The sequence below is a fragment of the Enterobacter sp. HK169 genome (assembly GCF_001719105.1).
Classification (GTDB): Bacteria; Pseudomonadota; Gammaproteobacteria; order Enterobacterales; family Enterobacteriaceae; genus Enterobacter; species Enterobacter asburiae_B.
The window spans coordinates 815,301-829,658 of sequence record NZ_CP017087.1; the positions used below are offsets into that span (position 1 = coordinate 815,301).

General features: G+C 55.0%; 15 protein-coding genes. 7 read left to right on the forward strand and 8 right to left on the reverse strand.

The genetic code is table 11. The annotated features are described in order from the left end of the window. Position 1: 1 nt before the first annotated feature. From EnteroDNA1_RS03945 to ymcF, 4 genes are all read right to left on the reverse strand, one after another. Entirely contained in the window at positions 2-1,015 is a 1,014-nt protein-coding gene (locus EnteroDNA1_RS03945) for an ABC transporter ATP-binding protein (protein ID WP_064672621.1), read from the reverse strand. 17 nt (positions 1,016-1,032) lie between these two features. Further along, entirely contained in the window at positions 1,033-2,178 is a 1,146-nt protein-coding gene (ydcS, locus tag EnteroDNA1_RS03950; protein ID WP_069302895.1) for a putative ABC transporter substrate-binding protein YdcS, read from the reverse strand. A gap of 271 nt (positions 2,179-2,449) precedes the next feature. Next, entirely contained in the window at positions 2,450-3,859 is a 1,410-nt protein-coding gene (locus EnteroDNA1_RS03955) for an aminotransferase-like domain-containing protein (RefSeq protein ID WP_069302896.1), read from the reverse strand. 82 nt (positions 3,860-3,941) lie between these two features. Further along, positions 3,942-4,130: a cold shock small protein YmcF gene (ymcF, locus tag EnteroDNA1_RS03960; RefSeq protein ID WP_023335881.1), complete on the reverse strand. Its 189-nt coding sequence runs from the start codon at positions 4,128-4,130 to the stop codon at positions 3,942-3,944. A 391-nt stretch (positions 4,131-4,521) separates the two neighbouring features. Here ymcF and EnteroDNA1_RS03965 point away from each other — a divergent pair, with 391 nt between their 5' ends. The 4 genes from EnteroDNA1_RS03965 (at position 4,522) to hslJ (ending at position 7,624) form a co-directional block, all read left to right on the forward strand. Continuing rightward, on the forward strand, positions 4,522-5,922 hold the full coding sequence (locus tag EnteroDNA1_RS03965) for a cytochrome ubiquinol oxidase subunit I (RefSeq protein WP_069302897.1): 1,401 nt from the start codon (positions 4,522-4,524) through the stop codon (positions 5,920-5,922). Further along, positions 5,922-6,932 (forward strand): cytochrome d ubiquinol oxidase subunit II, encoded by a 1,011-nt coding sequence (gene cydB / locus EnteroDNA1_RS03970; protein WP_069302898.1) that lies wholly within the window; start codon positions 5,922-5,924, stop codon positions 6,930-6,932. The genes EnteroDNA1_RS03965 and cydB overlap by 1 nt, the downstream gene beginning before the upstream one ends. Beyond that, a complete protein-coding gene (locus tag EnteroDNA1_RS03975; protein ID WP_008501283.1) occupies positions 6,932-7,060 on the forward strand; it encodes a DUF2474 domain-containing protein in 129 nt (42 codons plus the stop codon). Before cydB ends, EnteroDNA1_RS03975 begins: the two co-directional genes overlap by 1 nt. Positions 7,061-7,186: 126 nt before the next feature. Continuing rightward, positions 7,187-7,624, forward strand: a complete 438-nt coding sequence (hslJ, locus tag EnteroDNA1_RS03980; RefSeq protein WP_069302899.1) for a heat shock protein HslJ — start codon at positions 7,187-7,189, stop codon at positions 7,622-7,624. Here hslJ and EnteroDNA1_RS03985 read toward each other — a convergent pair whose 3' ends face one another. Further along, positions 7,625-7,891 (reverse strand): putative hemolysin, encoded by a 267-nt coding sequence (locus EnteroDNA1_RS03985; RefSeq protein ID WP_023312003.1) that lies wholly within the window; start codon positions 7,889-7,891, stop codon positions 7,625-7,627. It abuts the gene before it with no gap. A gap of 272 nt (positions 7,892-8,163) precedes the next feature. Here EnteroDNA1_RS03985 and nifJ point away from each other — a divergent pair, with 272 nt between their 5' ends. From nifJ to EnteroDNA1_RS22610, 3 genes are all read left to right on the forward strand, one after another. After that, positions 8,164-11,688 carry a pyruvate:ferredoxin (flavodoxin) oxidoreductase gene (gene nifJ / locus EnteroDNA1_RS03990; RefSeq protein WP_069302900.1) on the forward strand — a complete coding sequence of 1,175 codons (3,525 nt, stop codon included), beginning with the start codon at positions 8,164-8,166 and terminating at the stop codon, positions 11,686-11,688. 389 nt (positions 11,689-12,077) lie between these two features. After that, complete coding sequence (gene ompC / locus EnteroDNA1_RS03995) at positions 12,078-13,187, forward strand: porin OmpC (RefSeq protein ID WP_047060983.1); 1,110 nt, start codon at positions 12,078-12,080, stop codon at positions 13,185-13,187. A 148-nt stretch (positions 13,188-13,335) separates the two neighbouring features. Beyond that, positions 13,336-13,461 (forward strand): hypothetical protein, encoded by a 126-nt coding sequence (locus tag EnteroDNA1_RS22610; RefSeq protein WP_255519867.1) that lies wholly within the window; start codon positions 13,336-13,338, stop codon positions 13,459-13,461. A gap of 63 nt (positions 13,462-13,524) precedes the next feature. On the opposite strand, the gene EnteroDNA1_RS22520 is transcribed toward EnteroDNA1_RS22610, so the two are convergent. The 3 genes from EnteroDNA1_RS22520 to EnteroDNA1_RS04005 form a co-directional block, all read right to left on the reverse strand. Further along, on the reverse strand, positions 13,525-13,602 hold the full coding sequence (locus tag EnteroDNA1_RS22520) for a hypothetical protein (RefSeq protein ID WP_223239581.1): 78 nt from the start codon (positions 13,600-13,602) through the stop codon (positions 13,525-13,527). A gap of 68 nt (positions 13,603-13,670) precedes the next feature. After that, positions 13,671-14,093, reverse strand: coding sequence for a GFA family protein (locus EnteroDNA1_RS04000; protein ID WP_069302901.1), 423 nt, complete (start codon positions 14,091-14,093; stop codon positions 13,671-13,673). Positions 14,094-14,096: 3 nt separating this feature from the next. After that, entirely contained in the window at positions 14,097-14,294 is a 198-nt protein-coding gene (locus EnteroDNA1_RS04005; protein ID WP_023312007.1) for a hypothetical protein, read from the reverse strand. Positions 14,295-14,358: the final 64 nt, after the last annotated feature.

A 14,358-nucleotide genomic window follows, 5' to 3' on the forward strand; every position in this document is an offset into this window, starting at 1 on the left:
TTCACCTCTCCTCGTGCAGGCGAATCATCGCCTCGCGTGACCACGACGCCATCACCGCCTGCCCCGGCGCAATGCCGCTCAGCGACGAGGTTTCACTGAGATTGGCCTGGCTCACCAGCAGTTTGGCGCCATCGGCGAGCTTCAGCTCCAGCCGCGTGGCCGCTCCCTGATACTGAACGGCCTGCACGATGCCCTGAACCTGAACGTCTCCGCCCTCATTAAGGCGAATATGTTCCGGGCGCAGGGAATAGCTGCCTTCCATACCGCAAATTTTCTGCGCAAGGCCCGCATCAAAGACGTTGGACGTGCCGACAAAACCGGCGACAAACGGCGTGCGCGGACGCATGTAGAGATCGCGCGGGGTATCCACCTGCTCGATGCGCCCGTTATTGAACACCGCCACCCGGTCTGACATGGAAAGGGCCTCGCCCTGATCGTGGGTGACAAAAATAAAGGTGATGCCGAGTTCCTGCTGAAGCTTCTTCAGCTCGAACTGCATCTGTTCACGCAGTTTGAGATCGAGCGCACCTAAGGGCTCATCCAGCAGCAGGACGCGCGGCTCATTGACCAGCGCCCGGGCGATGGCGACACGCTGTCGCTGGCCGCCGGAAAGTTGCGAGGGTTTGCGGGCAACGGCAAAGCTCAGGCCCACTTTTTCCAGGGCATCACGGGCCTGCGCATGGCGTTTTTTCTTGTCGATGCCTTTGACCATCAGCCCGTAGGCAACATTGTCGAGAATCGACATATGCGGGAACAGCGCGTAGTCCTGAAAGACGGTGTTCACATCCCGCTCCCAGGGAGGCAGTTCGCTCGCCTCTTTGCCGAAGATAGAAATCGTGCCGCCTGACAGCTGTTCAAAACCCGCTATCAGACGCAGGCAGGTGGTTTTGCCGGAGCCCGAAGGCCCCAGCATGGAGAAAAATTCTCCGTCACGAATAGCAATGGTGACCCCATCCACCGCCCGTACGTCGCCGTACAGACGGGAAACGTTGTTAAACTCTACCGCGTACGTCATGTTCTGCTCCCGGGCAATTAACGACCGCCCATGATGGCGATGTAATCCTGCGTCCAGCGGCTGTAAGGGACAAATTTGCCGCCTTCTGCGATGGGGGTTTTCCAGAACATGATTTTGTCGAACTCGTTATAACCGTTTGTTTCGCAGCCTTTATCACCCAGCAGCGTGCTGGCCTTACACCCTTCTGCAACCACGGGCAGGGAGCCAAACCAGGCCGCCAGATCGCCCTGCACTTTCGGCGTCAGCGACCAGTTCATCCATTTGTAGGCGCACATCGGGTGTTTTGCCTGCGCGTGCAGCATGGTGGTATCCGCCCAGCCGGTCACCCCCTCTTTCGGGAAGACGGTGGCAACGGGCTGGTTCTCAGCCTTCAGGGCATTCGCCTGATACGGCCAGGCGCTGGAGGCCACAACGCCTTCATTTTTAAAGTCGCTCATCTGAACGGTGGTGTCGTGCCAGTAGCGGTGGATCAGCGCGTGCTGGTCGCGAAGCACCTTGAGCACGGCGGCATACTGTTTTTCGGTGAGCTGGTACGGGTCTTTGATACCCAGCTGCGGCTGAGTGGCTTTGACGAACAGCGCGGCATCGGCGATATAAATCGGGCCGTCATACGCCTGCACGCGTCCCTGATTGCTTTTACCGTCCGGCAGATCCTGTTTGGTAAAGACCACGCTCCAGCTGTCCGGCGGCGTCGGGAAGGTTTTGGTGTTGTACATCAACAGGTTTGGCCCCCACTGATACGGCGTGCCGTAGACTTTCCCGCCGACGTTAAACCATTCCCCTTTTACAATCCGCGCGTCGAGCGTTTTCCAGTTGGGGATGAGGTCCGGGTTAATGGGCTGAACGCGTTTACCCATTATCAGGCGCAGGGAGGCGTCACCCGAGGCGGTGACCAGGTCATAGCCCCCTTTCGCCATCAGGCTGACCATTTCATCCGACGTGGCCGCCGTCTTGACGTTGACCGCACACCCGGTCTCTTTTTCAAACTGGGTGACCCAGTCATAATTTTTATCCGTCTGTCCGCGTTCGATGTATCCCGGCCAGGCGATAATATCCAGCCGACCTTCCCCGTCGCCGATGGCCTTTGGTGGTTCTGCGGCTTGCGCTGTCATGATAGTCATGCCGAGCGCGCACAGGCTGCTGCGGGCAAAATGTTTGCTCATAAGAGTTACTCCTGTCGCAATGAAATTTAGCGGCAGCCGTGCCGTAAAAATATCTCCCTTATTAAACGTAGACCGCGCAAATGCGCCGCACCGTACGGCTTCAGGAAATTTCATCAAGGTGTGACCGAGGGCGCATTCCCCGTTAACTGGATTATAGACAAGGAGTTAGCCGCGAGAGACGGTATGCAGATTTCCTATGACAGGGCACCGCGAAATATTCGCAGCGCCGTCATCAGGATAAGAATTGATTATTTAAATAACGGAGAAAAGTTTATTCCAGCATCGTGCTAATTAATTTTCCTAACTGAATGACCGCCTGCTCTTCTCGCTCTCCCCAGGCCCAGGAGGTATTAAACCGGAAGAACGGTGTCCATGCGTCGGAGGTGGAAAACATCTTTCCGGGCGCAATGCTGATGTGATGCGTTAAGGCTTTTTCGCTCAGCAGACCCGCATCCAGCTGCGCCGGAAGCTCCAGCCATAAAAAGTAGCCGCTGTCGTTATGGTGAATTTTGACGCCGGCAGGCATATGGCGCAAAAGAGACTGCCAGGCCTGCTGTTTTCGCTCGGCGAGGGTACGCCGCAGGCGGCGCAGATGGGCGTCGTAGCGTTTCGTCGCCAGATAATCCACCAGCGCCAGCTGCACGGGTGAGCTGGTTGAGAGCGTGCTCATCAGCTGCAGCTGCTGAATGCGTCTCGCGTGTTTTCCTGCCGCAACCCAGCCGATGCGAAAACCGGCCACCAGGCATTTTGAAAAGGACGAGCAGTGCAGCGTCATGTCCTGGCGATCCCATGCTTTCGCCGGGAGCGGTTTTTCGCGGCCAAAATAGAGCTCGCTGTAGACATCGTCTTCAATCAAGGGGACGTTGTGCTGCGTTAACAGCGCGACAAGCTGCGCTTTTTTCTCCGCGCTCAGCGTGAAGCCAAGCGGGTTCTGACTGTTGGTCATGATCCAGCAGGCTTTAACCGGGTACTCCTTCAGCGCCTGTTCAAGGGCATTCAGATCAATCCCCTCGCGGACATCCGTCGCAATCGACAACGCTTTGAGCTTCAGGCGTTCCAGCGCCTGCAGCGCGCCGTAGAAACACGGGTTTTCGACTATCACCCAGTCGCCCGGCTCGGTTACCGCCTGCAGGCTGAGATTGAGCGCTTCAAGCGCGCCTGCGGTGATCACAATCTCTTCCGGGGAGATGTTCATCCCCTGCTGCGCGTAGCGACGGGCAATGGCGTGGCGGAGATCGACGTTACCCGGCGGCAGGTTCTCAATCACGCTCATCGCCGTCGCGGTTTTGCTGACGTTCGCCAGCGAGCGGTTGAGCTGCTGCAGCGGGAAAAGTCGGGGATCGGGAAACGCGGAGGCAAAAGGAACAACGGACGGGTCGCGGCTGGCCTGTAAGACGTCGAAGATGTAGGTGTTAATATCCACCGCTTCGTCACGCATCACCTGGGCAGGTGGAGCAGGCTGATGTGCGGTCGGGCGCGAGGCAACGTAATAGCCCGACTGCGGTCTGGCGACAATGCGCCCCTGACTTTCCAGCATCTGATACGCGTGGCCAACGGTCATAAAACTCATGCCGCTGCTCGCCACCTGCTCTCGCAGCGAAGGCAGCTTATCGCCCGGCAGCCATACGCCAAGCTCAATCTGCGAGATAATTTGTTGCGCCAGACGCTGGTATTTTTTCATCAAATTCTCCTTGTGACCGACAGTGTATATCAGCAGGAGAAAAAGAGAAGATTTAGGTAACTGTTATAGTTCGTGAAACGAATTACTTACGGTACTCGGTAACGTGGCTTTGCGCCTGACGCGCGGCGGCCAGGTGATCGAGCGTAATCATCGACGATTTGCAAAAGATGCATTTCGCGCCGAGTGGGTTTTTCTCAGACATATCAAAGACTGAGGTACGGTACTGCGAGCCATGACAGCACGGGCAGCGGAAATGAATATAAGAAGTCATAGGATTCTCCTGTGTACGTAAAAACGTAAATTACTAATGGGCCGATTGGGCAGTAATGGTTTTAAACAAAACGAATCGGAAAGTAGATAAAGACCCAAGAGAGGCTGCGGAGAGGCACAACGTGATGAGAACTGCTTTATAAAACTACGTCAGATATTTATTTGGACTCAAAACCAGAGGACCATTAACGCACGGCGCAGACGACAAGGCAAGCAGTTTTATGCGTAAAATTCATAAAAATACAGTTTTTATTCCTCACGCGAGGTATATCAGATGGCTAAAGCATGAGTTTTAAGCCAACTGTTATGGTTAAAAATCACTTTTCTGCGTCTGATAGTCCGAACCTTGCCCCTATACCATAACAGCACACCGTTTGACATTGAGGCTGTGCATGTTTGGTTTAGATGCTTTTCACCTTGCACGGATACAGTTTGCCTTTACCGTATCCTTTCACATTATTTTCCCGGCGATCACCATTGGCCTGGCAAGCTATCTTGCCGTACTCGAAGGGCTGTGGCTGAAAACCAAAAATCCGGTCTGGCGCTCGCTGTACCATTTCTGGTCGAAGATTTTTGCCGTCAACTTTGGCATGGGCGTGGTCTCCGGGCTGGTGATGGCCTACCAGTTCGGCACTAACTGGAGTGGATTTTCACAGTTTGCGGGCAGCATTACCGGCCCGCTGCTGACCTATGAAGTGCTGACCGCCTTCTTCCTCGAAGCCGGGTTCCTCGGCGTGATGCTGTTTGGCTGGAACAAGGTCGGGCCGGGTCTGCACTTCTTCGCCACCTGCATGGTGGCGTTGGGCACAATTATTTCCACCTTCTGGATCCTCTCGTCGAACAGCTGGATGCAGACCCCGCAGGGCTATGAGATCGTCAACGGTCAGGTGGTACCGGTGGACTGGTTCGCCGTGGTGTTTAACCCCTCCTTCCCTTACCGCCTGCTGCATATGTCGATAGCCGCATTCCTGAGCAGCGCCCTGTTTGTGGGCGCATCGGCGGCATGGCATCTGCTGCGCGGGAATAATACCCCTGCTATCCGCGCGATGTTTTCGATGGCGCTGTGGATGACGCTGATTGTCGCCCCCATCCAGGCCATGGTGGGCGATATGCACGGGTTGAACACCTTAAAGCACCAGCCCGCCAAGATTGCCGCCATTGAAGGCCACTGGGAAAATCCGCCGGGTGAGCCTACCCCGCTGCTGCTGTTTGGCTGGCCGGATATGGAGCAGGAGCGCACCCGTTTTGGGCTGGAGATCCCGGCGCTGGGGAGTCTTATCCTGACGCACAGCCTGGATAAACAGGTTCCGGCCCTCAAAGAGTTCCCGAAGGAAGACCGTCCGAATTCCACCATCGTCTTCTGGTCATTCCGCATCATGGCGGGCCTGGGCATGCTGATGCTGCTGCTCGGGGTGATGGCTCTCTGGCTGCGCTACAAAAAACGCGTGTATTCGTCGCGCCCTTTCCTGTGGTTTGCGCTGCTGATGGGGCCAACCGGGCTGATTGCCATCCTGGCCGGGTGGATCACCACCGAAGTGGGCCGCCAGCCGTGGGTGGTCTACGGACTACAGCGAACGAAGGATGCGGTGTCTGCCCACGGTGATCTGCATATGAGCGTGAGCCTGCTGGCCTTCTTCGTCGTCTATACCTCGGTATTCGGCGTGGGTTACAGCTATATGGTGCGCCTCATCCGAAAAGGCCCGCAGCCGCATGAATCATTCGCCACCGAGTCCGACGGACGTCCGGCGCGCCCGCTTTCTGCCGTCACAGCTGAACATAAGGAGCAGCCATAATGGGTATCGATCTTTCCATTATCTGGTTTGTCATTATCGTCTTTGCCACGCTGATGTATATCGTGATGGACGGTTTTGATCTGGGGATTGGCATTCTGTTCCCGGCCACGCAGAACGCCGACGATCGCGACGTGATGGTCAACAGCGTCGCGCCGGTCTGGGACGGAAATGAAACCTGGCTGGTGCTTGGCGGTGCCGCCCTGTTCGGCGCATTCCCGCTGGCCTATGCGGTGATCGTTGATGCTCTCACCATTCCGCTGACGTTAATGCTGATCGGTCTTATTTTCCGCGGGGTGGCATTTGAGTTTCGCTTTAAAGCCACGCCGGCCCACCGCCCCTTCTGGGATAAGGCGTTTATAGGCGGTTCAATTCTGGCAACGTTTACCCAGGGCGTGACGGTAGGCGCCGTCATTAACGGCTTTACCGTCACCGGTCGGACCTATACCGGCGGCCCCTTTGACTGGTTTACCGCGTTTAACCTGTTTTGCGGGGCCGGGCTGGTGGTGGCTTATGCGCTGTTAGGCTCTACCTGGCTGGTGATGAAAAGCGAAAACGCGCTGCAGCAGCGGATGCGTGAGGTGTCGAAAACGCTGTTAATCGTGCTGCTGGCGTTTATTGCGGCGATCAGCCTCTGGACGCCGCTGGCGCAACCGGCCATCGCTGCGCGCTGGTTTACGCTACCGAATCTGTTTTATCTGCTGCCGGTCCCTGCTCTGGTGGTGATTTTTAGCCTGTACCAGTGGCGCTGCCTGAATAATCCCGCCAGCCATAGCCGTCCGTTTATTCTGACGCTGGGGCTGATATTCCTCGGCTTTAGCGGGCTTGGGATCAGCATCTGGCCGCATATTATTCCACCTTCGATCACCCTGTGGCAGGCTGCCGCCCCGACGCAAAGCCAGGGCTTTATGCTGGTGGGCGCGCTGTTGATCATTCCCGTTATTCTGGTCTACACCTTCTGGAGCTACTACGTGTTTCGCGGCAAAGTTCAGCATGGGGAGGGTTATCACTGATGCAACAACCGGTCTGGAAAAGATTGCTGTGGCTGGCCATTATCTGGGGCGGCAGCGTACTGGCGCTGGCTGCTGTCAGTATGCTCTTCCGTATGCTGATGACGGCGGCAGGGTTTAAATCGCATTAACGCCATTCCGGGCAACCGCTGCGTTGCCCGGCTCCTCCCAGCACTTTCAGATAAACCCCATTAACGCACGGCAGAGTATCGTTACACTGGAAAAAGATTCACGGTATTTATAGTTTGAGAAGAAAAATGAAAAAGCTCATTGCGTTAAGCGTTATTAGTCTTGTCCTTTCCGGGTGCGTTAATCCGGGCAAAGCCTCCGTACAGCCGGAGCAACTTAAAAACCACCGCTTTGTGCTGGAAAATGTCAACGGTAAGGCCGTGAAGACCGCGACAACGCAACCTGAGATCGGTTTTAGCGCGCTGCCAGATCTCAGCCTGGTGAATAACATCAGCGTTTCTGGTCAGATGTGTAACCGCTTCAACGGACAGGGGAAATTGTCCGAAGGCGAGCTGAAGGTTAAAACGCTGGCCATGACGCGTAAGCTCTGTACTGAGCCGCAGCTGAATGAGCTGGATCAGACCATCGGCGACATGCTGCGCAAAGGGGCGCAGGTCGACCTGACTGAGGACCAGTTAACCCTGGCGACAGCCGATAAAACGCTGATGTTTAAGCGTGTAGAATAATCAGTAGTTACCGCAGCTTCCAACGGCAAGCGACTGTTCGCTACAGCGTTTGCCGTTTGGCAAGGCGCACATCCCAATAGCAGAACCATCAAGCTGGCGGGCGACGGACAGCGAACCGCCAATCATCGCGCAGTTGGCCTGACCTGAACTGGACATTGCCGCTTTCATTCCCGGCGCCACGTGGGCTGCCGTTGCCTGCTGGACTGGCTCACTGCTACATGCCGACAACAATAACGCGGCACACCCTACCCAAAATGCTGAACGCATGCTCTCTCCCCCATGAATAATGCGAAACCTATGCATAATAGGCATCACATCCCGTGTCGTCGAGAGCGGAAGTGCGTATTTATGCGCTCCGGAAACAATTTCTCGCAATTTTTTCGCCAAAAGTTTGATCTACTCATTGATGGCAGGAATACCAAGGACACAAAAGCGAAAATCGTAAAATCCCCCGTTTGCTAGAATACACAGATAATATTCAGGGTTTGTTGCCGTAATACAGACCCCTATTTTTTTGCGCAATGTAAGGGTGTTGTCCTATGCAAACTATTGACGGTAATGGTGCAGTTGCCTCAGTCGCGTTTCGCACCAGTGAAGTTATCGCCATCTACCCGATTACGCCAAGTTCTACCATGGCCGAGCAGGCGGATGCCTGGGCGGGTAACGGGTTAAAAAACGTCTGGGGCGATGTCCCGAGAGTGGTTGAGATGCAGTCTGAAGCCGGTGCGATTGCCACGGTACACGGTGCGCTTCAGACCGGCGCGCTTTCCACGTCGTTTACCTCCTCACAGGGATTGCTGTTAATGATCCCTACGCTTTACAAACTCGCCGGTCAGCTGACCCCCTTCGTTCTGCACGTTGCCGCGCGCACCGTTGCTACCCACGCGCTCTCTATCTTTGGCGACCACTCCGACGTGATGGCCGTGCGCCAGACCGGCTGCGCGATGCTATGCGCCAGCAGCGTTCAGGAAGCCCAGGACTTTGCCTTAATTTCGCATATCGCCACGCTTAAAAGCCGCGTGCCGTTTATTCACTTCTTTGATGGTTTCCGCACCTCTCACGAAATCAACAAAATCGTCCCGCTGGCCGACGATACTATCCTGAATCTGCTGCCGCAGGCGGAAATCGACGCGCATCGCGGACGGGCACTTAATCCTGAACACCCGGTTATTCGCGGGACATCGGCAAACCCGGATACCTATTTCCAGTCCCGCGAGGCCACGAACCCCTGGTACAACGCGGTTTACAACCATGTTGAACAGGCAATGAATGACTTTGCCGCCGCGACCGGCCGTGAGTACAAACCCTTTGAGTACTACGGCCATCCGCAGGCGGAACGGGTGATCGTGCTGATGGGGTCAGCCATTGGGACCTGTGAAGAGGTGGTTGACGAGCTGCTGACGCGCGGCGAAAAGGTCGGCGTGCTTAAGGTGCGTCTCTATCGTCCGTTCTCGGCTAAACATCTGCTTTCGGCTCTGCCTGAAAGCGCCCGCGCTGTGGCGGTGCTCGACCGTACCAAAGAGCCGGGCGCGCAGGCGGAACCCCTCTATCTGGATGTGATGACCGCCCTGGCAGAAGCCTTTAATCAGGGCGAACGTGAAACGCTGCCGCGCGTAATCGGGGGTCGCTATGGCTTGTCCTCCAAGGAGTTTGGGCCGGACTGCGTGCTGGCGGTATTCAACGAGTTAAGCGAAGCGAAACCCAAGCCGCGCTTTACCGTCGGCATTTATGATGATGTGACGAATCTTTCCCTGTCGTTGCCGGAAAATACCCTGCCCTCGACCGCCAAACTTGAGGCGCTGTTCTATGGTCTGGGCAGCGACGGCAGCGTCTCCGCGACCAAAAACAACATCAAAATTATCGGCAACTCCACGCCGTGGTACGCCCAGGGGTACTTCGTCTACGACTCCAAAAAAGCAGGCGGCCTGACCGTTTCCCACCTGCGCGTGAGCGAACAACCCATCCGCTCCGCGTATCTTATCTCTCAGGCCGATTTTGTTGGCTGCCACCAGCTGCAGTTTATCGATAAATACCAGATGGCCGAGCGCCTTAAGCCCGGCGGTATTTTCCTCCTCAATACGCCGTACAGCGCAGACGAAGTCTGGGCGCGCCTGCCGCAGGAAGTTCAGGCGGTGCTGAACCAGAAAAAAGCCCGTTTCTATGTGGTCAACGCCGCGAAAATTGCCCGCGAATGTGGCCTGGCTGCGCGTATTAATACCGTTATGCAGATGGCCTTCTTCCATCTGACCAATATTCTGCCGGGCGACAGCGCGCTGGTGGAGCTGCAGGGTGCGATTGCTAAAAGCTACAGCAGCAAGGGCCAGGAGCTGGTCGAGCGAAACTGGCAGGCGCTGGCGCTGGCGCGCGAATCGCTGTTTGAGGTACCGCTGCAGCCGGTGAATGCGACAAGCCCGAACCGCCCTCCGGTGGTGTCCGATGCGGCGCCTGATTTCGTTAAGACCGTGACGGCGGCGATGCTCGCCGGTCTGGGCGATGCCCTGCCCGTCTCCGCGCTACCGCCGGATGGCACCTGGCCGATGGGCACCACGCGCTGGGAAAAACGCAACATTGCCGAAGCGATCCCTATCTGGAAAGAAGAGCTGTGTACCCAGTGCAACCACTGCGTTGCGGCCTGCCCGCACTCTGCTATTCGAGCCAAAGTGGTTTCACCGGAAGAGATGGAAGCCGCGCCGGCAAGCCTGCATTCGCTGGATGTGAAATCTCGCGATATGCGCGGACAGAAATACGTTCTGCAGGTCGCGCCGGAAGATTGCACCGGCTGTAACCTGTGCGTCGAGGTCTGTCCGGCGAAAGACAGGCAGGATCCGGAGATCAAAGCCATCAATATGATGTCGCGTCTGGAGCACGTTGAAGAGGAGAAGGTCAACTATGACTTCTTCCTGAATCTGCCGGAAATCGATCGCAGCAAACTGGAACGTATTGATATTCGTACGTCACAGCTGATTACGCCGCTGTTTGAGTACTCCGGGGCCTGCTCCGGCTGCGGTGAAACGCCGTATATCAAGCTGCTTACCCAGCTGTACGGTGACCGGATGCTGATTGCCAACGCAACCGGCTGTTCATCCATCTACGGGGGCAATTTGCCTTCTACGCCGTACACCACCGACGCGAATGGGCGCGGTCCGGCGTGGGCAAACTCGCTATTCGAGGACAACGCCGAATTCGGCCTGGGCTTCCGCCTGACCGTCGACCAGCACCGCGCGCGCGTGATGCGCCTGCTGGAGCAGTTTGCCGGGCAGATCCCCGCTGAGCTCAATGACGCGCTTCATGCGGACGCGACGCCAGAAGAACGTCGTGAGCAGGTTGCTGAGCTGCGCCGCGCGCTGCAGAGCGTTGTGGGGGCTGAACAGCTGCTGACCGAAGCTGACGCCCTGGTCGAAAAATCAATCTGGCTGATTGGCGGTGACGGCTGGGCTTACGATATCGGCTTTGGCGGGCTGGATCACGTGTTGAGCCTGACCGAAAACGTCAACATCCTGGTTCTGGATACGCAGTGTTATTCCAATACCGGCGGCCAGGCGTCGAAAGCGACGCCGTTAGGCGCGGTAACGAAATTTGGCGAACACGGTAAACGCAAGGCGCGCAAAGATCTCGGCGTGAGCATGATGATGTACGGTCACGTTTATGTTGCGCAAATCTCGCTGGGTGCCCAGCTTAACCAGACGGTGAAAGCGATTCAGGAAGCGGAAGCGTATCCTGGCCCGTCGCTGATCATTGCCTACAGCCCTTGCGAAGAGCATGGCTACGATCTGGCCCTCAGCCACGACCAGATGCGTCAGCTGACTGCGACCGGCTTCTGGCCGCTGTACCGGTTCGACCCGCGTCGTGCAGACGAGGGTAAATTACCGCTGGCGCTGGATTCGCGTCCGCCGTCGGATGCCCTGGCCGAGACGTTAATGCAGGAACAGCGCTTCCGTCGCCTTAACGCCCAGCAGCCGGAAGTGGCCGAGCAGCTCTGGAAAGATGCCGCTGCTGACCTGCAAAAACGCTATGACTTCCTGGCGCAGATGGCGGGTAAAGCCGAAAAACCGACCAGCGACTAGTTCCCCTGCCCGGCTTGTCCGGGCATTTTTTTGCCATAAAAAAAGCCCGGCGTATTCACACCGGGCGAATCCAGATAATCATTGAATATCTATTTAGTTTCCTTAATAGCATTCACGTTAATTATGGATGAATCATCTTACAGGCATATAACGCCGGCCAGATTACCTTAATTAACGCCTGATTAATAATTTCAATTTAATATAGTTACTTTTAAATCATTCATCAAGCCAATGATCATTTCCGCCGATTTATTCGGTTTAGATTTTACTTAGTTCGTAACAATTATATTTTATTACTCTTACACAGGAGTGATTTAGCATGAGACAACTTTCTCATTCTGAAAGTTCAACAGGTAATTAAATAAAAACAACTGCAAAGGAATATCACAATGCAAAGAAAAGTACTGGCTCTGATGATTCCGGCTCTGTTAATAGCTGGTTCTGCTCAAGCAGCAGAAATTTATAATAAAGACGGTAACAAATTAGATCTGTACGGAAAAGTAGATGGTCTGCACTACTTTTCAGATAACAAAGGTGCTGACGGCGATCAAACCTATATGCGTCTGGGTTTCAAGGGTGAAACGCAGATCAACAACACGATGACCGGCTATGCGCAGTGGGAATACAACATTCAGGCCAATAACACGGAAGGGTCTGATAATCAGTCCTGGACGCGTCTGGCCTTCGCCGGTGTAAAAGTGGGTGACTACGGCTCCTTCGATTACGGTCGTAACTACGGTGTCCTGTACGACGTGGAAGGCTGGACCGATATGCTGCCTGAGTTCGGTGGCGACTCCTACACCAAAGCCGACAACTTCATGACCGGCCGCGCAAACGGCGTGGCAACCTACCGTAACACCGACTTCTACGGTCTGGTGCAGGGCCTGAACTTTGCGCTGCAGTATCAGGGCAAAAATGAAGACGCCAGCAACAACCAGGAAGGTACCAACAACGGTCGCGACACGCGTCACGAGAACGGTGACGGCTTCGGTATCTCCACAACCTATGACTTCGGCATGGGGATTACTGCGGGTGCCGCGTATACCTCTTCTGACCGCACCAACGAGCAGGTCATGAATACCACTGCGGGTGGTGACAAAGCGGATGCATGGACGGCGGGCCTGAAGTATGACGCCAATAACATCTATCTGGCGGCGATGTATTCTGAAACCCGCAATATGACACCGTATGGTGATAACACCGACGCCGTGGCTAACAAAACCCAGAACTTCGAAGTGACCGCGCAGTACCAGTTCGACTTCGGCCTGCGTCCGTCCCTTTCCTACCTGCAGTCGAAAGGTAAGGATCTGGGCAACGGCCAGGGCGATCAGGATCTGGTTAAATACGCTGACGTAGGGGTCACCTATTACTTCAACAAAAACATGTCCACCTACGTTGATTACAAAATCAACCTGCTGGATGAAGATGACAACTTCTACAAAGACAACGGCATCAGCACCGATGATGTTGTAGCGTTAGGTCTGGTTTACCAGTTCTGATTGTCAGAGCCCGCATAATCATGCGGGCTCACTTGTTTTTTGAAGTTCGTCACATAAGACAGTTTAAGAAAGGGGTTGGTTGAGGGAAAGTTGAAAGTAAGCTGGTTAAACTGCGGTGATAGCCCTTTCGTCACTAAGGATAACAGCGTTGTTTGGTCGTGTATCCCTTGCCTTACTTACCCTTTTAGCATTGCTGTGGATGGCGTTAATTTTTGATTTTGGTGATATCGTCGGGCATCTCGGCGCGCTATTAAACCATCTGGATGGCAGTTAACTATTGTCCCTGGAAATAAAAAGCCACCAGCGGTGCCGGTGGCGGGTAAACGCGTATGTCGCGTTATTTTTTCACAGGTTGAGGCTTTTTATCACCTGATTCAGGGGCCTCACGCGGATCGTCTTTTTCAACACAGAGCATAGTTTCTCCTGTTTCAGTTACCCACTGCCTACTATAGCCGGAGGAGTAAAAGAGTGGCCAGGCGGCAATCATGCCTCCTTTTCCCCTTTCTCGCGAAAAGAGAGATAACCAAATACCCCACTTCCCCCATCCATAGGATGGTTAACGCCGTCCATCACCTTCACCTCTGGAAAATCAAAAGGTGAAACGTTTTCAAAACAGGCGACATTAACGCCATATTCGTTTGGGTTAGAACGCCGCTGATGGAACGTGTAAATCCCGCACACCGAGCAGAAGAAATGCCGTGCCGTTCCCGTGTTAAAGCGGTACTCGGTGAGCTTATCTTCACCTTTGGTCACCTTAATCCCTGACAACGGCGCAGAGACAACGACCGCGCCCCGCATACGACAAAAGGAACAGCTGCAGCGCCGTGCGGTATTGAGTCCATCAGTGAGCTCAACGGTGAACGCCACCGCGCCGCAATGGCACTTCGCATTTCGTTTTTCAGCCATGGGCTATACCCCTTTTCTCACCAACTCGGCAGCCTTAACGAAAACCTCATCTTCTACGCCATCTCCTTTTTGCCTGCCGAGCCTGACCAGTTCATCGACAATGCTGTTGCGATGGATCGGTTTCTGCGCTGAAACCAGTCCAATAACGGCGGCCCCAATCGCCAGCCCCACTAATCCGGTTTGTTCATCTTTGTTTTTCATATTCATGCTCCTGGTACAACAAACAAGCGTAGCAGGAATACGGTAAAACGGAATGCGGGACGCA

Coding starts and splice junctions, on each gene's coding strand:
- EnteroDNA1_RS03945 (WP_064672621.1), bottom strand. CDS start 1,015: ATGACGTACGCGGTAGAGTTTAACAACGTTTCCCGTCTGTACGGCGAC.
- ydcS (WP_069302895.1), bottom strand. CDS start 2,178: ATGAGCAAACATTTTGCCCGCAGCAGCCTGTGCGCGCTCGGCATGACT.
- EnteroDNA1_RS03955 (WP_069302896.1), bottom strand. CDS start 3,859: ATGAAAAAATACCAGCGTCTGGCGCAACAAATTATCTCGCAGATTGAG.
- ymcF (WP_023335881.1), bottom strand. CDS start 4,130: ATGACTTCTTATATTCATTTCCGCTGCCCGTGCTGTCATGGCTCGCAG.
- EnteroDNA1_RS03965 (WP_069302897.1), top strand. CDS start 4,522: ATGTTTGGTTTAGATGCTTTTCACCTTGCACGGATACAGTTTGCCTTT.
- cydB (WP_069302898.1), top strand. CDS start 5,922: ATGGGTATCGATCTTTCCATTATCTGGTTTGTCATTATCGTCTTTGCC.
- EnteroDNA1_RS03975 (WP_008501283.1), top strand. CDS start 6,932: ATGCAACAACCGGTCTGGAAAAGATTGCTGTGGCTGGCCATTATCTGG.
- hslJ (WP_069302899.1), top strand. CDS start 7,187: ATGAAAAAGCTCATTGCGTTAAGCGTTATTAGTCTTGTCCTTTCCGGG.
- EnteroDNA1_RS03985 (WP_023312003.1), bottom strand. CDS start 7,891: ATGCGTTCAGCATTTTGGGTAGGGTGTGCCGCGTTATTGTTGTCGGCA.
- nifJ (WP_069302900.1), top strand. CDS start 8,164: ATGCAAACTATTGACGGTAATGGTGCAGTTGCCTCAGTCGCGTTTCGC.
- ompC (WP_047060983.1), top strand. CDS start 12,078: ATGCAAAGAAAAGTACTGGCTCTGATGATTCCGGCTCTGTTAATAGCT.
- EnteroDNA1_RS22520 (WP_223239581.1), bottom strand. CDS start 13,602: ATGCTCTGTGTTGAAAAAGACGATCCGCGTGAGGCCCCTGAATCAGGT.
- EnteroDNA1_RS04000 (WP_069302901.1), bottom strand. CDS start 14,093: ATGGCTGAAAAACGAAATGCGAAGTGCCATTGCGGCGCGGTGGCGTTC.
- EnteroDNA1_RS04005 (WP_023312007.1), bottom strand. CDS start 14,294: ATGAAAAACAAAGATGAACAAACCGGATTAGTGGGGCTGGCGATTGGG.